This is a genomic window from Acinetobacter sp. CIP 102129 (assembly GCF_000368305.1).
In the GTDB taxonomy this organism is placed as follows: Bacteria; Pseudomonadota; Gammaproteobacteria; order Pseudomonadales; family Moraxellaceae; genus Acinetobacter; species Acinetobacter parvus.
On sequence record NZ_KB849341.1, the window covers coordinates 1149583 to 1166004 of the forward strand.

General features: G+C 44.0%; 17 protein-coding genes and 5 tRNA genes. All 22 read right to left on the reverse strand.

Annotated features, from left to right (window positions below; all coding sequences use genetic code 11):
- Positions 1-136: 136 nt before the first annotated feature.
- The gene (gene rplA, locus F973_RS13480; RefSeq protein WP_004674343.1) at positions 137-832 is read right to left on the reverse strand and encodes a 50S ribosomal protein L1; all 696 of its coding nucleotides are present in this window, start codon (positions 830-832) and stop codon (positions 137-139) included.
- Positions 833-835: 3 nt separating this feature from the next.
- Positions 836-1264, reverse strand: coding sequence for a 50S ribosomal protein L11 (rplK, locus tag F973_RS13485; protein ID WP_004637639.1), 429 nt, complete (start codon positions 1262-1264; stop codon positions 836-838).
- Positions 1265-1376: 112 nt separating this feature from the next.
- A complete protein-coding gene (gene nusG / locus F973_RS13490; RefSeq protein ID WP_004674340.1) occupies positions 1377-1910 on the reverse strand; it encodes a transcription termination/antitermination protein NusG in 534 nt (177 codons plus the stop codon).
- 7 nt (positions 1911-1917) lie between these two features.
- The gene (gene secE, locus F973_RS13495) at positions 1918-2355 is read right to left on the reverse strand and encodes a preprotein translocase subunit SecE (RefSeq protein WP_004674339.1); all 438 of its coding nucleotides are present in this window, start codon (positions 2353-2355) and stop codon (positions 1918-1920) included.
- Between the two features lie 76 nt (positions 2356-2431).
- Positions 2432-2507, reverse strand: a tRNA-Trp gene (locus tag F973_RS13500).
- Between the two features lie 54 nt (positions 2508-2561).
- On the reverse strand, positions 2562-3752 hold the full coding sequence (gene tuf / locus F973_RS13505; RefSeq protein WP_004762323.1) for an elongation factor Tu: 1191 nt from the start codon (positions 3750-3752) through the stop codon (positions 2562-2564).
- Positions 3753-3917: 165 nt separating this feature from the next.
- Positions 3918-3992: transfer RNA gene (locus F973_RS13510), tRNA-Thr, on the reverse strand.
- Between the two features lie 11 nt (positions 3993-4003).
- A tRNA-Gly gene (locus F973_RS13515) sits at positions 4004-4079 on the reverse strand.
- Positions 4080-4112: 33 nt separating this feature from the next.
- Positions 4113-4196: transfer RNA gene (locus F973_RS13520), tRNA-Tyr, on the reverse strand.
- 52 nt (positions 4197-4248) lie between these two features.
- Positions 4249-4324: transfer RNA gene (locus F973_RS13525), tRNA-Thr, on the reverse strand.
- A gap of 98 nt (positions 4325-4422) precedes the next feature.
- Positions 4423-5916, reverse strand: a complete 1494-nt coding sequence (trpE, locus tag F973_RS13530) for an anthranilate synthase component I (protein WP_004762324.1) — start codon at positions 5914-5916, stop codon at positions 4423-4425.
- Between the two features lie 81 nt (positions 5917-5997).
- Positions 5998-6690, reverse strand: a complete 693-nt coding sequence (locus F973_RS13535; protein WP_034432686.1) for a phosphoglycolate phosphatase — start codon at positions 6688-6690, stop codon at positions 5998-6000.
- A gap of 66 nt (positions 6691-6756) precedes the next feature.
- Positions 6757-7380, reverse strand: coding sequence for an FHA domain-containing protein (locus tag F973_RS13540; RefSeq protein WP_004674333.1), 624 nt, complete (start codon positions 7378-7380; stop codon positions 6757-6759).
- 64 nt (positions 7381-7444) lie between these two features.
- On the reverse strand, positions 7445-9703 hold the full coding sequence (gspD, locus tag F973_RS13545; RefSeq protein WP_004762326.1) for a type II secretion system secretin GspD: 2259 nt from the start codon (positions 9701-9703) through the stop codon (positions 7445-7447).
- Between the two features lie 70 nt (positions 9704-9773).
- Entirely contained in the window at positions 9774-10616 is an 843-nt protein-coding gene (locus F973_RS13550) for a type II secretion system protein N (RefSeq protein WP_004762328.1), read from the reverse strand.
- Entirely contained in the window at positions 10616-11359 is a 744-nt protein-coding gene (gspN, locus tag F973_RS13555) for a type II secretion system protein N (RefSeq protein WP_034431288.1), read from the reverse strand. Before gspN ends, F973_RS13550 begins: the two co-directional genes overlap by 1 nt.
- A gap of 179 nt (positions 11360-11538) precedes the next feature.
- Positions 11539-11865 carry an H-NS histone family protein gene (locus tag F973_RS13560; protein WP_004680745.1) on the reverse strand — a complete coding sequence of 109 codons (327 nt, stop codon included), beginning with the start codon at positions 11863-11865 and terminating at the stop codon, positions 11539-11541.
- A 387-nt stretch (positions 11866-12252) separates the two neighbouring features.
- On the reverse strand, positions 12253-12693 hold the full coding sequence (locus tag F973_RS13565) for an acyl-CoA thioesterase (protein ID WP_004762331.1): 441 nt from the start codon (positions 12691-12693) through the stop codon (positions 12253-12255).
- An 8-nt stretch (positions 12694-12701) separates the two neighbouring features.
- Positions 12702-13895 carry a heme biosynthesis protein HemY gene (locus tag F973_RS13570; protein WP_034432781.1) on the reverse strand — a complete coding sequence of 398 codons (1194 nt, stop codon included), beginning with the start codon at positions 13893-13895 and terminating at the stop codon, positions 12702-12704.
- Positions 13896-13901: 6 nt separating this feature from the next.
- Entirely contained in the window at positions 13902-14732 is an 831-nt protein-coding gene (locus F973_RS13575; RefSeq protein ID WP_004762334.1) for a hypothetical protein, read from the reverse strand.
- A complete protein-coding gene (locus F973_RS13580; protein WP_004762336.1) occupies positions 14729-15505 on the reverse strand; it encodes a uroporphyrinogen-III synthase in 777 nt (258 codons plus the stop codon). The genes F973_RS13575 and F973_RS13580 overlap by 4 nt, the downstream gene beginning before the upstream one ends.
- Positions 15505-16422, reverse strand: a complete 918-nt coding sequence (gene hemC / locus F973_RS13585) for a hydroxymethylbilane synthase (protein ID WP_004762339.1) — start codon at positions 16420-16422, stop codon at positions 15505-15507. Before hemC ends, F973_RS13580 begins: the two co-directional genes overlap by 1 nt.

The window sequence follows — 16422 nt, forward strand, 5'->3', positions numbered from 1 at the left end:
CTGGTATTTTAAGAAGCAAATCCTAAAACCTGCCTCGCCTGAGGTCTTTGACGCTGATAAACCTTCATTTATCAATTCAAAGTTTGCTCGGACCCTCTTTTAACAAAAGAGACCGAGGCTTTAAAATTCTGTCTAATTACTTAGAAACGTTGTTTACGTCAACAGTAAGACCTGGGCCCATAGTCGAGCTTAAAGTGATCTTCTTAACGTATACACCTTTAGAGGTTGCAGGTTTTAAACGTTTTAAATCTGCAATTAAAGTTTCAACGTTTTGACGTACAGCTTCTTCGCTAAAGCCAAGTTGACCGATTGCAGCGTGGATGATACCACCCTTGTCTACACGGTAACGTGCCTGACCAGATTTAGCATTTTTAACTGCATTAGCAACATCTGGAGTCACTGTACCCACTTTAGGGTTTGGCATTAAGCCACGCGGACCAAGAATTGTACCTAACTTACCAACAACGCGCATTGCATCAGGAGCAGCAATCACCACGTCGAAATCAAGATTTCCACCTTGAATGCTTTCAGCAAGGTCATCAAATCCAACAACATCTGCACCAGCTTCTTTTGCAGCTTCAGCAGCAGCACCTTGAGCAAATACTGCTACACGTACAGTTTTACCTGTACCTGCAGGTAAAGTCGTCGCACCACGAACAACCTGATCAGATTTACGTGGATCAACACCAAGGTTTACAGAGATGTCTAATGATTCTTTGAACTTCGCAGCTGGAAGGCTGTTAAGAACTTGTACCGCTTCTTCCAAAGTATAAACTTTGTTTGCTTCTACAGCAGCAGCAATGGCTTTTTGACGTTTAGTTAACTTTGCCATGTCTTATAGCTCCACTTCCAAGCCCATAGAACGTGCAGAACCAGCAATGGTACGTACACGTGCGTCTAAATCAGCACCAGTAAGATCTGGTTCTTTAGTAGTCGCAATTTCTTCCAATTGAGCACGAGTCAACTTACCAACTTTAGTTTTGTTCGGTACAGAAGAACCCTTTTGAATACCAGCAGCTTTCTTAAGAAGAATAGATGCAGGTGGAGTTTTCATGATGAATGTGAACGATTTATCATTGTACACAGTGATCACGACAGGAATTGGCAAGCCAACTTCAAGTTTTTGTGTAGCAGCATTGAATTCTTTACAGAATGCCATGATGTTTACACCACGTTGACCTAAAGCAGGACCAATTGGTGGAGATGGATTTGCTTTACCAGCTGGAACTTGCAGCTTGATATAGCCGTCAATCTTCTTAGCCATTGAAAATTACCTCTGGGTACAGACGCCGTCAGGCTCCCCAAAAAATTAAACAACACCAAAGTGTTAGAACAACAATGCCCGATCAAATCGGGCGCTTACCAACCAACTCAAATTAAATCGTTTTTTCGACTTGTCGAAACTCAAGTTCAACTTGCGTTGGTCGATTGAATACATTAATTGTCAACGTTAAACGCGACTTTTCGTACTGAACTTCCTCCACGACTCCTTTAAAGTCAGTGAACGGACCATCAATAACGAGTAATTCTTCACCTGGTTCAAACATCGTCTTAGGACGCGGTGCTTCACCAGTATTACGTACACGAGCAAGAATCGCATCAGCTTCACGTTGAGAAATTGGTGCTGGTTTTTCTGGCGTACCGCCGATAAAACCAAGAACCTTTGGACATTCTTTTACAATGTGCCAAGTATCATCATTCATTTCCATTTCGACTAACACATAGCCTGGAAAGAACTTACGTTCAGATTTACGTTTCTTACCATCCTTCATTTCAACTACTTCTTCAGTAGGAACTAGGACTTCACCAAAGCTGTCAGCTACCGTGCTACGTTGAATACGTTCATTAAGCGAACGCAACACTTGTTTTTCAAAGCCTGAATAGGCATGAATAATATACCAACGTTTCATGGCGCTCTTACCCGATAATTAACTTAATAAACCAACCTAACCCATAATCAAAGCACCACAACACTAGAGATGCAATAATTACTACCAAGAGCACCTGCCACGAAGTGGTGATCGTCTCTTGTTTCGTCGGCCAAGTCACTCGACGCAGTTCAATTCGTGCATCTTGCAACAAGCGCACAAAGCCTTTACCTTGATGGGTGGCGTATAATAAACCTAAAGCGACAACGATACAAGCCAAAATTACCCCAACGCGCACCCAAATATCATTTGCAGGCGCCCAATAGGCAGGTAAATGCTGATTTACCAATGCAGAACCGATTAGCAAAGCAATAGCAACCAACCACAGGACAGCATCCAATGGCGAACCTGAACTTACAACTTCTGCATTATTTCTTTGAGGGATTGGCGCGTCGCTTAATGCGTCACGCGATTTATCATTCGACATTTTTTTACTCGTCGTTCAATTCGCGACTTATTATATGACAACTTAGCCAGAATCAAGCTTTTTTATTTAAAAAAAGTGGCAGGCCAGGAGGGACTCGAACCCCCAACATTCGGTTTTGGAGACCGACGCTCTACCAATTGAACTACTGACCTATTAAGCAAATCGAAAGCCGAAGCTTTCGATTTGAGTCTAACACAGTATGGAGCTTATGCAGTTACTTTCGCAACAACACCAGCACCTACAGTACGACCACCTTCACGGATTGCAAAACGTAGACCTGGGTCCATTGCGATCGGGTGGATTAACTCTACTGACATTTCTACGTTGTCACCAGGCATTACCATTTCTACGCCATCTTGTAGTTTGATCGCGCCAGTTACGTCAGTTGTACGGAAGTAGAACTGTGGACGGTAACCGTTAAGGAATGGAGTATGACGACCACCTTCTTCTTTAGAAAGTACGTATACTTCTGCATCGAATTTAGTGTGTGGCTTGATTGTACCTGGTTTAGCAAGTACCTGACCACGTTGTACATCTTCACGCTTAGTACCACGTAGAAGAACACCACAGTTCTCGCCCGCACGACCTTCGTCAAGAAGTTTACGGAACATTTCAACGCCAGTAACTGTAGTCGTTTGAGTATCACGGATACCAACGATTTCAACAGATTCACCAACTTTAACGATACCAGCTTCTACACGACCAGTCACTACTGTACCACGACCAGAGATAGAGAATACGTCTTCGATTGGCATCAAGAATGGTTTATCGATTGCACGCTCTGGTTCTGGAATGTAAGAGTCAAGCGCTTCTACAAGTGCAAGAACTGATTTCTCACCATATTCGCCATCATTGCCGTTCAATGCTTGAAGCGCTGAACCACGGATGATTGGAGTGTCATCACCTGGGAAGTCATAAGTAGAAAGAAGTTCACGAACTTCCATTTCTACTAATTCAAGTAATTCTTCATCATCAACAAGGTCACACTTGTTTAAGAATACGATGATGTAAGGTACACCTACCTGACGAGAAAGCAGGATGTGTTCACGAGTTTGTGGCATTGGACCATCAGTCGCAGCACATACAAGGATCGCGCCATCCATCTGAGCAGCACCAGTGATCATGTTTTTAACATAGTCGGCGTGGCCTGGGCAGTCTACGTGAGCGTAGTGACGGATTGGAGAATCGTATTCTACGTGTGATGTATTAATGGTAATACCACGTGCTTTTTCTTCAGGAGCTGAGTCGATTTGTGAGTAATCTTTCGCTTCACCGCCGTAAGTTTTTGCACAGATAGTTGCAATCGCAGCAGTTAAAGTTGTTTTACCATGGTCAACGTGACCAATTGTACCCACGTTTACGTGTGGTTTATTACGTTCAAACTTGGCTTTAGCCATGATGATCTTCCTCGTTTACGTCGACACCAGTTTAGAGAAAAACAACCCTGAAAAACTTTCTTTATCGACATTCGCCTAAAAAACTAGACACCTAATACTTGAAAAGCAGACTATAATAGCCTGCTTCTTTAAATTTTGTAGATATTTTCTACTAAGCTGTATATCTGGAGCTCTTATCGAGATTTGAACTCGAGACCTCTCCCTTACCAAGGGAGTGCTCTACCACTGAGCTATAAGAGCGATCTCTTCGATGGAGCGGGAGACGAGGATCGAACTCGCGACATGCAGCTTGGAAGGCTGCCACTCTACCAACTGAGTTACTCCCGCATGTTGGTACTGACCACTTATATCGAAGTCGAATGGTGGTGGGAGAAGGATTCGAACCTTCGAAACTTTCGTAGCAGAGTTACAGTCTGCCCCCTTTGGCCGCTCGGGAATCCCACCATATCGCACTTACTTGCAGCGCCATCCTTTATTCAACCTATCAACTTTAAGATGGTGCCGGCACACGGATTCGAACTGTGGACCTACTGATTACAAGTCAGTTGCTCTACCAACTGAGCTATGCCGGCTTTATCTTAGCGTTTGATACGTTTCGTATCGGAACGGTGTGCAGTTTAGCAAAACTCACACATGATGCAAGCAGTTTTTTAGAAAAACTGCGAAAAACTCATAAAATCAATCCGTTTGACGATAATTCAACCGCTTTGATCACCGCGCGAGCTTTTATCTGGGTTTCATTCCACTCAGACTCAGGATTTGAGTCCGCCACCAGTCCTGCCCCCGCCTGCACATAGACCTTTTGATCACGGATGACACAGGTACGGATTGCAATCGACATATCCATCTCCCCATGCCAGCCCAGATAACCGACTGCCCCACCAAATACGCCACGCTTTACAGGCTCAACTTCGTCAATGATCTCCATTGCACGGATTTTTGGTGCGCCTGAAAGCGTGCCCGCAGGGAAAGTTGCCTTAAAGACATCCAACGCATCCACATCATCACGCACCTCTCCCTGCACATTGGAAACAATATGCATGACATGCGAATAGCGTTCGATCACCATTTGATCAGTCACCTGCACCTTGCCAATTTTGGAGACACGCCCCACATCATTACGCCCAAGATCAATCAGCATTAAATGCTCAGCAATCTCCTTTTCATCTGCCAGCAAGTCCTGCTCCAAGGCCAGATCTTCCTCCTTGGTCTTGCCCCTTGGTCGTGTACCCGCCAAAGGCCGTACAGTTGCAATGCCATTTTCCAGACGGGATAAAATCTCTGGCGAAGAACCCACAATATGAAAAGGTTTCTGGTCTGTCAGGGTTTGTCCTTGCACCAAAAACAAATAGGGTGATGGATTGAGGTGACGCAATGCACGGTAAACCTGCAAGGCTTCACCATCAAAATCAGACACCATCCGCTGTCCAGGTACCACCTGCATCACATCACCAGCGCGGATATATTCCTTGACCTTTTCAATGGTCTCAAGAAACCTCGCTTTACCTGTAATGGATTCAAAATGCGGTGGTGTATGTGGCTTGGCCTGTAGGCTAACAGGGACTGCAAGCAGTTGCTCCAGCTGGTCCAGCCTGGCTTGTGCCTGTACATAGGCATCTGCCTGGTTTGCATCGGCATGATGAATCAGGAACAGCGTATCTTTCAGGTTGTCAAACACAATCACGGTTTGGGACAGCATCAACCACAAGTCAGGCAAGGTGACAGGGTCAGCGGCTGGAACATTTTTTAGTTTTGGCTCGATATAACGAACTGCGTCATAGCCCAAATATCCAACCAGTCCACCTGTAAAGCTAGGTAGATCAGGCAATTCTTTTTGGGTGGGAACCTTAAACTGGCTTTGGAAGTCGCGAATATACTGAAATGGATCGCTACAGTCTTGCTGGGATATCGAACCATCCGCCTGCTGAACCGTGAGGATACCCGCATTGCATGAAAAGACAGTTGACTCGCCCAAGCCGATCATTGAATAACGCGCCCAGTTCTCCCCGCCTTCCACTGATTCAAATAAGTAGGCCTGCTTTTGCTCTTTAAAACGTGCGAAAACTGAGAGTGGTGTTTCTGTATCTGCCAGTCGCTGACGGTATACAGGAATGGTGTTATAGCCAGCGGCCTTGAGTTGCTCAAATTGTACGAGGGTGGTCATGAATTTTCTCTATAGTTTCGATTTTTGTGCGTTTTCGTTTAATGCTGCTTCAAGCCCGCCATCGAAAAACCATAACAGCTTTCATGCCTTTCTCCTCTCCAGATCTTCCTCAAGCAACTCTTCCAGACTGTCCACCACCTGTTGTGGCTGGCAGTCATGGATATTTTCTCCATGATTATAGCCATAGCTGACCACAATACAATCTATACCTGCACGTCTTGCAGCCTCCACATCATTACTTGAGTCCCCAATCATCAGGGTTTCCGCCGCGGATACCTGACACAGCTGCATACAATGCAGTAATGGTAATGGATGGGGTTTGCGCTCAGGCAAGGTATCACCGCCAATGACCAATTTAAAGTAATGATCAAGTTTAAGAATCTGTAATATCCCTTTTGCCAAATGTTCAGGTTTATTGGTGACACATGCCATCACCATGTTATGGCTCTGGCAATAGTCCAGAAAAGGCAAGATACCTGTGTAGACCTGAGTATTGACACACAACTCCTGAGCATAAATGTCCACAAACGTATCCAGCAATTGCTTTTGCTGCTCAGTATTCACCTGCCCAAATATATGTTCAAGTACGGCCTCACATAGTTTTGCCGCGCCCTTACCCACCCATGCACGCACTTGTTCCTCTGTCACCAGAGGAAATTGTAGCTTTTCCAGACTCAGGTTCATGGCCCGATATAAATCAACTGCGGAATCAACCAGTGTTCCATCCAGATCAAACAAAATAAGATGACGACTTTGTAACTGTGCAACAGACATTGAATTTACCCAGAAATAAAAAGGCATGCTTTCTAGCATGCCTTTGATTGTAGAAGCTTAGACTGATTATTTAAAGAACAGCCAGGCAATCACCGCCAAAATCACTAAAATAATAATGGAAATCAGGCCAACTGAAGCATTTTTCTGCTGCTCCTTTTCCTGAGCTACACGGGAGACTGGTTCTTGCATAGGCACAGGCTTTGGCTCAGCAACCGCCTCAACTTGCACATTTTCTGGTATTGGTGCAGGTTTTGGTATGGAAACCTGTTGTGGCATGCCATCACGTGTAATACCTGTTTCAGCGGCACGCTCGGCAATGCTTGGCATTCCCTGATCATGCGGCACTGTCGTTACTGGCTCAACGTCAATTTCAGGTAAATGAGCCTTATAACGCTCAGGAGCAAGAATCATAAACATAAAACTGGCAAACTGGAGCATATCCCCATCATGCAATTCCATCTCCTGTTCCTGCTCAACACGCTCACCATTCACAAATGTTCCATTTGTAGACTTTAAATCTTTTACCCAAATATGGTCATCTCTAAACAGTAATGCAGCATGTTTTCGTGAAATATCAGTAGACTGCAACAAAATTTCAGCGTCCTGATGCCGCCCCACCAGCATGTCACGTTCGACACTAATTTCCTGCCCCGTAAATTCACCTGTAATGGCTTGCAGTTTCCAAGTCATAGATGCCTATCCTTATCATATTTTCTTGTCATGATAACATTTTGACACAAGCGCTTCTGTGCATCTACTGTGAATACGTAGGGCGAATAGTCGTTGTTGTCACCGTATTCCTGCTCCGTTCAGTCGCCTTAGCGGGAAGCTGTATGCTTTGCCTCTGCACAGGTGGCGCATCAACGGCAACAGGTGTGGTCACCACAACTGTCTTGCTTTGTATCGCTGTTGGAACTTTTTGATAGGGTGAGCTATTCAACACAGCTTGTTGCTGGTAAATATCCCCCACATTTTCTGGTAATTTTGCAAAGTTGCCTTTGTTATCCATCGCAAGCTGTAGGCTGTAAAGCTGATTATAGCGTTGCTGCGATAAACGGCGAACATCATCAGCATCGCCCACAATGGTTGGATGGATAAACACCAGCAGGTTGCGCTTTTCATTGCTTCTACTATCAGCTCGGAATAAACGCCCCAGATAAGGAATATCACTCAGTCCAGGAACACCTTGACGTGACAATGCAGTATTGTCCGCAATCAAACCACCCAGCACCACAGTTTGACCATGCTCAGCAAGCACAGCCGTTTTAATGGCACGTTTATTGGTGACAAGGTCGGTTGCCTGGCCCTTATTGTTCTGAACGTCCGAAACTTCCTGTTCAACCTCAAGGCGAACTGTACCGTTTTCACCAATATGCGGAACCACCTTTAAGGTGACACCAACGTCCTTGCGCTCAACAGTGGTATAAGGGTTTACCGTACCCGAAGTTCCTGTCGATACTGAACCTGTCACAAACGGAACGTTCTGACCAACAACGATATAGGCTTCTTCATTGTCCATCGTCACAATTGAGGGCGTAGACAGAAAATTGGATTTGGTGTTGGTTTTCAAGGCTTGTATCAGCGCACCATAGGCTTTGCGTGAATTCTCAAAACTACCCATCCCAAATGTAGCGCCATTGCCTTTACTCGCATCTCCAGCAATGGCTGCGGCTGCACCAGTCGCCCCAGCACTGGCATAACCTGCGGCAATTGATGCTAGACTTGCCCCGACATTACTAAAACTCATAAGGCCAACGCCGCTGCTTAAATCACCCAATGCCCATTGAATTCCCAATTGATCTGCATCATTTCCTGATACCTCAATAATTGCGGCCTCAATCAATACTTGCTGACGACGAATATCCAGTTGTTGAATTGCCGCTTCAATTTCACGCATCAGTTGCGGGTCAGCTTTTACCACCAAGGCATTTTGAGTACCATCGGCGATAATACTGACACCATTGCCATTAAAACTGGTGATGCCAGCATTGTTCTGACTGTTATTAAAACCACTGTTCAGGTTAATGGATGGATTAACACCTGAGGAAGAATTACCAGTCTGACCTTGACTATTGGAAGTCAGGTTATTAATCGAGCTGGATTTATTCGCATTATTTGAGCCAGATGATGAGGAAACAGACTGTCCCGTCACCAATCCTTGCAGGATCTCAGCCAGATTTTTTGCACTGGCATATTTTAAACGGAATACCTTCAAGCCACCCAAACGGTCTGCCGATGGTACATCCAGCATTTCAATGGTATGGCGCAAACGCTTACGTGAATCAGGATCACCCTTGATCAGGATTCGGTTGGTTCGATTATCAGCAATGACCCGTACACGCGAACCAATAAAGTCCTTGGATGCTCCAGTGGCGCTCATGGTTTCCAGCAAACCAATAATTTCTTCGGCCTGGCTCGATTGCAGTGTAATGGCTTCAATATCATTCTGGCCTGTACCATCCAGATTGCGAATAATGTTTTGCAGTTGGTAAATATTGGTCGCGCGGTCTGAAACAATTAATGCATTGGTGCCAGCAACCGCTGCCAAATGTGCAAACTGTGGCATCAGTGGACGTAGTGCAGGAATCAGGTCATTCGGATTGGTATTTTCCAGCCAGATGACACGGGTGACAATCTGGTCGCCACCTGCACGGTTACGTGCATCATAAGGAATACCCGAGTTTTTCGCATTACTGTCGGGAACGAGTTTTACCGTATTTCCAGAGGGTAACGCCACCACGCCATTGACATTCAACACTCCCAAAAACAGGTCATACACCTCATCTTTATTGAGCGCCTTGTTGGAGATAACCGTCACATTGCCACGCACACGAGGGTCAACTGCAAAATTCTTGCCTGTAATATCAGCAACTTCATTAATGAATGCAGTTAAGTCTGCATCACGTAGGTTGATCTTCCATGTTTGTGCTTGCACATTGGTACTGATGGTCGCAACCAAAGGCGCGGCAGCAAGTAGTGCCCAAAGTGGACGTTGATGATTCAAGAAAGCCATAACTTGCACTTGTTCCTAACTTGTAAACCCTTTTGTATTCCCCTTTGACAAGGGGGAATTATAGGGGGTTCTAAAAACTCTGTTGTATGGTCATCACTTGATCACCACGTTTTATTTCTATTTTGGCATGCCCCTCACGACGTACCTGCTCTAGTAATTGTACTTCGCTGAGTCCTGGTCCAATGGTCTGACCGTTGACCGATAGGATACGATCACCCGAGCGTAAACCCAAGGTGTTTTTTAAGGCACTGGGGGTCCGATCCGATATTTCATAACCATCCGCTCCGCCAGCGACACCCATATTTTTCAGATATTGCTCACGGTTGTCCTGCATTTGCTGAATAGCCTGACCTAGAGCAGATTGTGTAGTATTATTCTGTGCTGGTGGTGTCTGAGGTGGCACACTGTTGCTGTTATTATTCGTGGATACTGGTGCAATTGGCTGATAAAGCCCCTTATCAAGCCCCTTGAACTTGACTTCACGGGTTGCACCATTGCCCTGCCTTAAAATGACATGATCCCAATATACTTCCGCCAGTTGATATGAAGTTGAACCGATTGTTTCCCCTACACGATAACGCTCGGCGGTATCATTCAGCTTGATCACCGCGGAAGATAAATAACTTGGGTACCCCAGCAACACACCCTGTAGTTCCAAATTCACATTGTCCTGTGCCGTTGTTGCAGCAGGTTCATTAAACAGTGCAAATGAACTGATGTTTGGCACCCTTGCCTGCTGTGAACCCAGCTCAACCCGATCAAACTGCATCGGCTGTGGGGGCGCAACCACCCACCAGAACAATGAGGCCAGCTTCCAGCATAGCCATAAAATCAGCAATCCCAGAACCAGTGCACTGAGTTTATCCAGCTTTTGCCAGCGTAGTTGCCGCATTCTCTGCGTCAATGCATTCATTAAAAACCACCCTGCAACAATGGCTGACGGGAACTGATCACATAGGTGTCCAGTCCAGCCTTACCTTGATATGATGGAATATTCAACAGCATACGTTGTGTCAACTGTACATCCAACATGAAACTCGGATCTAAGCTAAGATTTGCCATTTTCTGGCTGCGCTGGTCACGGACATCTATCTGTAGTTGCCCGTTTTCATCCTTTAATTCAGCGATCAGGGATGGTACATTCATACGATCCTGACGCTGGCCAAAGGTATAGCTCAATTCACCGCCACCCCAATGCAACTGGCCTTTTGCCGAACCAAAACCTTTTTCTTTCTGATAGTTTAACTGCACATCCTTGAGCTGAATCGCATTTTGGGGCCATTGCCAATTTGCAAAATATTTCAGCGTCTCAGGCGAAATTGTTCCCTGTAAGTCCCTGACCATGATTTTCTGGCCAAAACCATAGCCAAACACACCATTGAACTGGGTATTGCCACTATGAATATCGAGGTTGGCACCCAAACGCATGAGCAACAGGTCTAAAGGACGTGTTTTCCAGTGCACGGAACCGCGCAGCTGGCCTTGCTGCCAATCTGCCTGTCCCTGCCAGATATTGCCGCTGACATTATGTAATATTTGATTATCTTTTGAAAATTTCGCAATTAACCATGTTGCTGGAATTTGTAAAATAATAAAAATTAAAAATGCAAATATGGCGAAAATCCACCATTTCCATTGTTTGGTTTTTTTCTTCATTCCATCCTTACCAACATGCAACAGACCGTCCATTTTGAGAAACTTGCTCTCCGAATGACATTATGCATACTTTTTCAACATCGCCAATTCTCTGATATAAAAAAACCAAGCTTTTTCAGCCTGGCTTTTGAAACAGGGTAAAGTCATCGTATGACAAAATCATGACTTTTAAAACTCGATTAGATTAAGAAATCTTCAAGTTTTGCACCTTTCTCTAACTCAGCAACCAACCAGCGTGGCTGCTTACCACGTCCAGTCCAAGTATCTTCAGGATTATTTTTATTACGGTAACGTGGTTCTACGGCTTTACGCGTTGTTTTTTTACGTTTTTGCTCGCCAAGTTCCAATAGTTCTTCAATGCTAAAGCCCAGACCATCCGCAATCGCAACAATCTGATCATAAGCATCTTCAATTGCTTGATCTTTTTTACTTACAATTAAAGCCTCAGCTTCTACTTGTAAGCGTTTTAATTCTTCAACAGATAATTTACTAATATCAGGTTTCATTCGAAATGCTCCAAATCTAAAAAAGGAAATATATCACTCAAAAATAAAAAATGAATTTTAAAATTCAAAACTATATTAATTTATAAGTGATTAAATAATCAATATCAGAATAGTCTACTTAATCAAATCAATCCATAAAATGAGCTTTTTATTTATAATTAAATAAAATATGGACAGCTTTGCTCAATCAAATGAAATTAATCCAAATAAGCAGACTGTAAGATCTATCAAAAAGAATATTAATTTTTTTCTTAATTTTGACTCATTTTTTCTTATTTGAGAAATAAAATACTGCCTCTCTTCACACAAGTCATGATCAGAAATATGCAAGAATTTGATGCAATAAATGTCTATTTTAATTCCGTAAAATAGACATAATTGTCTTTACTATTCACCAGCAGCTAGATTGTGTCCTACACTGGCTTCAAGCTGAATGATCCTGTTCCTAATCAACTCTGGGATATTCACTTTCTGTGAAGTTTGTTTATCCACACATACCAACACAGCTTCACCCGTTGCAACAACCTGGTTTTGTGCCTGACTCCATAACATATAATGCATACGAAATGCACTGTTTCTCAGTTCTTCAATACGTGCCCCAATATACAATACATCGGGATAGAATACTGGTCTTAAATATTTACACTGGCTGGAAGCCACCACAGTCAATATATCATTTTCAAATATATTTAATACCATTAAGTACGCAATTCGCGCACTTTCAATATATCGGTAATACTGCACATTATTGACATGGCCAAAAGCATCCATATCTCCCCAAGCCACAGTTTGCTCGTGAACAACAGGATAGATAGACAGTTCTTGCATATTTCCACTCATATTTTAAAGTTAAGAAAATTAACATCATTTTCAAAAATTAAATTTAACTGCCTGATTAAATCAGGATTATCGCCAAGCACGGTTTTAATGCGCAGGTAGCTCATTAAAATGTTATCTGGATATAGGCTTAAGAGCTGTTCCGCCTCTTGCTGGCGCTGTGTCGCCACATAAATATGCCACTTGGCGAACGTCAACATGGGTACACTGGTATAACGCTGCTCAAGCTGGATTATACGCTGTTCCACATAAGCATAATCTGGAATCTGCTTTAATAACTGCTGCTGGAACCAAAGATAAAACACCTCTGGGTCAAAATGTTCCTGCAATAAATGTAAGGCTAAATCTTCGTGTTGCAGGCTCATTTCTGGCAGTCGTGCCATTAATTTCAGCCACAGGACTTTACTGCTGTATGGTCGCGCCTGAATCTCGCTTTGCAGTGCCAAATAACGTCGCTGCAAGGCAATTAAATCATCGACTGAAGCCTGGTCAAACTGAATCAGTAACTGCTGCAACCATAAATCACGATGTTCAGCATCAAGTAAACCCTGCTGCGTGGTACGTAAAAATAACCACGGTTTTTGTAATGCCAGCTTGCCCCATAAAATCGTGATACATTGCTGATATGCTGTTTCAATTTCACTTAACCAGGGAGAAAGCTGGTGCTGGGCAAGAAATTCCAAATGGGTCAACGCCTTTTCAGTTTGCTGCTGCGCCAGAAAAATATCAATACGCTGTAACTCAGCCAGTTCAAAAGCCATAGGCGCCGATTTTTCCAGATGCTGCAACGCAGTTTCATAATCTCCATTTCGATAATCAAACTGCGCATCCACAATATTATTCAGCAAGCCTGATTGTGTAAAAACACGTTCTATAAATACCTGCTGGTCCTTGGCAGCATCCAGCAACCAAACAATGCCGAGTTGTTCATAGGGATGCAGGTCTCTAAAATGTAAAACTGTTTCTTTTTTTCGTTGCTGACGTGCTAAATAACGCCGAGCAAATATCCATAATAACTGTGCAAACAGACTCACCAAAATAAACAGCAGGATAAGACCCCAAACGCTGCTCTGGAATTGCCAATCGCGCCAGTAGATATAGACATAACCCGCGCCATAGCCATAGTTCAATACGGCAAGCAGGGCAAAGATTAATAGACCGACAAGTAGATAAATCAATACAAGCTGTTTCATCATTCGCTACCCCAACAAACCAAGTGTTGTCAGTTTTGGCGTTGGCACAGCAGGTAAATTCAATACTTTCTCCAGTCGGGACCTGATCTGTTGGCTATTTTGGTCAGGTAGTTTCACCAGTAACTGTATGACTTCCTGAACTGACTTTCGGTATTCAGAAGTTTGCCCCTGATTTAAGGCCTGGGATGCCAGCAATAATCGTAACTGCGCCTCCTTGAGCAGCACATGACGGTTCATTAAATCCGTAGCGGGCTGTTCAACCCTTTCCAGCCTGAACAATTGCCACCATGAACCAGTTGCAGTCTTTTGCAGCGTAATGTTGGGATTGGAGATTTCTTGCTGTATTTTTTGATCCAGTTGTTGCAGTAGATGATCCAGTTGCTGTTGTTGTTGTGTTTGTGCCAGTACAAACTGCTGAATAGCTAGCCGATCCTGTTCAATTGCTTTCATTAAACTTTGTTGCAATGCAGGAGCAACCGCATATTGAACGATCTGTTGCTGTAACTGATTTAAATGCTCAAGTGCATAGATAAACTGCTGCTGTTCCACTGCAAACTGAATCAACTGCAAGTGTTGCTTAATCAGAATAATAGGCGCGACGCCTGTCATTGTCGCTGGCATCGTCACCATGTCTTCAGCAGGTTCCACAACACGGTTATTCTGGGCCTGACGCTGTACAGCAACAAACTGGTCATTCAGCAGTGCATAGCGCTGTTGTGTTTGATCAAGCTGCTGTTGAAGCTGGGGAATCGTTTGAGAATATTGTGCAACATCATAACTAAGCTTGGCCAACCACACCAAACCCAGTGCTAATATTAAATATACAATTTTTCTCATAGATTTCCTTGCCAGTCATTTATGCGTTGAATCATCCCTGATGCAGACAAATTTTCAAGCGGAATAATGTTAAATGCCCCGCCTGCCTGCGTTGCTGCATTTTCCATTATCTTCACCAAACGCTCACCCAATACCAGATAAACCCATTGTGCTTGAATAAGGTCCTGGCCGCAAAGCTGTTGCCAGTAATTCCAGCTTGCCTCGCTGCTGATCAACACCATCGTCGGTTGATCGCGTTGAATTCTTGATAAGATATCGGGAAAACGCTTCAAGCTTATTTCAGGACACTGTCGATGATACAGCACAAAGTTAAGAATACTGATACCCCGCTGTTGCAACTGCTGCATCATAAACTGTCGCCCACCTTGACCACGCCAAAACGCAATCCGACTTAAATGGGGATGCTGCCTTAAAATCGGCAGTTGCAGCATGCCCTCAGAGTTTTCAATCTCAGGTGCATCACTTTTAATATTAAACTTTGCTAATGCCTGTGCGGTGGTTTTTCCAACCGCAATCCACTGAATATGCGCCAACCGTTCCAAAGTGATACCTGCATGTTGCAGATAACGCATCCCGATCTCAACAGCGGTTGGACTGACCACAACAATCACCTGCACCTGTTCAAGCTGTTGGTAAAGTTGCTGCAATGCCTCAGAAAAAGATTCCGCCACCAATTCCAGCAAGGGTAGGCTTTCAACCTGATAGCCTGCCTCAGTCAATGCCTGGGTGAGGCTGGAGGCACGGTCTGAAGGGCGGGTATTAATGAACAGCATCAATATAACGCTTTTAACAATTCACCTGCGCCTTGCTCCAATAAGCATTGTGCAAGTTGTTCACCTAATTGTTCAGCATCTTCTGAAGTTCCAATCAACCGTTGTTTGAGCAAGGTTTTACCGTCCACACTTCCCACACGACCTTCTATGCTGAGCTGATCATTGGCTAAAGTTGCATACCCTGCGATTGGAACTTGACAGCCACCTTCTAAATAGGCATTAAACGCACGTTCTGCACGCACACAAATTGAGGTTTCTTCATGCTGTAATGGTTGAATGATTTTTAATAATTCCATATCGTCTGCACGACACTCTAAGCCCAATGCACCCTGACCAACAGCAGGTAAACTCAAAACAGGCGCTAAACAATGACGAATTCGATCCGCTAAACCTAAACGCTTTAGACCTGCACTAGCTAAAATAATGGCATCATATAAACCATCATCAAGTTTTGATAAACGTGTACCCACATTCCCACGTAAGTCAATAATCTCTAAATCAGGGCGTATTTGTAAAATCTGGCATTTGCGACGCAAACTAGATGTACCTACTTTGGCGCCTTGAGGTAACTCATCAAAACTTTGGTAATGATTCGAAACAAAGGCATCAAGTGGATCTTCTCGCTCACAAGTCACAGCAAGTGTTAAACCTTCTGGTAAGTGCATCGGCACATCTTTCATTGAATGGACCGCCAAATCAGCACGCCCATCCAGCAATGCAGCTTCCAGTTCTTTAACGAATAATCCTTTACCACCAATTTTTGCCAAAGGTGTATCTAGAATTTTATCACCCTGCGTCACAAACTTAACCAACTCAACCGTTAAATCGGGATAAAGCGCATTTAAACGGGAGCGAATATGCTCCGCCTGCCAAAGTGCAAGAGGGCTTTGTCGAGTCGCAATTTTCAAGGTTTTCAT

What these genes read in the sequence shown, in the direction of transcription:
- rplA (WP_004674343.1), bottom strand. Translation starts at nt 832, where the DNA reads ATGGCAAAGTTAACTAAACGTCAAAAAGCCATTGCTGCTGCTGTAGAA.
- rplK (WP_004637639.1), bottom strand. Translation starts at nt 1,264, where the DNA reads ATGGCTAAGAAGATTGACGGCTATATCAAGCTGCAAGTTCCAGCTGGT.
- nusG (WP_004674340.1), bottom strand. Translation starts at nt 1,910, where the DNA reads ATGAAACGTTGGTATATTATTCATGCCTATTCAGGCTTTGAAAAACAA.
- secE (WP_004674339.1), bottom strand. Translation starts at nt 2,355, where the DNA reads ATGTCGAATGATAAATCGCGTGACGCATTAAGCGACGCGCCAATCCCT.
- tuf (WP_004762323.1), bottom strand. Translation starts at nt 3,752, where the DNA reads ATGGCTAAAGCCAAGTTTGAACGTAATAAACCACACGTAAACGTGGGT.
- trpE (WP_004762324.1), bottom strand. Translation starts at nt 5,916, where the DNA reads ATGACCACCCTCGTACAATTTGAGCAACTCAAGGCCGCTGGCTATAAC.
- F973_RS13535 (WP_034432686.1), bottom strand. Translation starts at nt 6,690, where the DNA reads ATGTCTGTTGCACAGTTACAAAGTCGTCATCTTATTTTGTTTGATCTG.
- F973_RS13540 (WP_004674333.1), bottom strand. Translation starts at nt 7,380, where the DNA reads ATGACTTGGAAACTGCAAGCCATTACAGGTGAATTTACGGGGCAGGAA.
- gspD (WP_004762326.1), bottom strand. Translation starts at nt 9,703, where the DNA reads ATGGCTTTCTTGAATCATCAACGTCCACTTTGGGCACTACTTGCTGCC.
- F973_RS13550 (WP_004762328.1), bottom strand. Translation starts at nt 10,616, where the DNA reads ATGAATGCATTGACGCAGAGAATGCGGCAACTACGCTGGCAAAAGCTG.
- gspN (WP_034431288.1), bottom strand. Translation starts at nt 11,359, where the DNA reads ATGAAGAAAAAAACCAAACAATGGAAATGGTGGATTTTCGCCATATTT.
- F973_RS13560 (WP_004680745.1), bottom strand. Translation starts at nt 11,865, where the DNA reads ATGAAACCTGATATTAGTAAATTATCTGTTGAAGAATTAAAACGCTTA.
- F973_RS13565 (WP_004762331.1), bottom strand. Translation starts at nt 12,693, where the DNA reads ATGCAAGAACTGTCTATCTATCCTGTTGTTCACGAGCAAACTGTGGCT.
- F973_RS13570 (WP_034432781.1), bottom strand. Translation starts at nt 13,895, where the DNA reads ATGAAACAGCTTGTATTGATTTATCTACTTGTCGGTCTATTAATCTTT.
- F973_RS13575 (WP_004762334.1), bottom strand. Translation starts at nt 14,732, where the DNA reads ATGAGAAAAATTGTATATTTAATATTAGCACTGGGTTTGGTGTGGTTG.
- F973_RS13580 (WP_004762336.1), bottom strand. Translation starts at nt 15,505, where the DNA reads ATGCTGTTCATTAATACCCGCCCTTCAGACCGTGCCTCCAGCCTCACC.
- hemC (WP_004762339.1), bottom strand. Translation starts at nt 16,422, where the DNA reads ATGAAAACCTTGAAAATTGCGACTCGACAAAGCCCTCTTGCACTTTGG.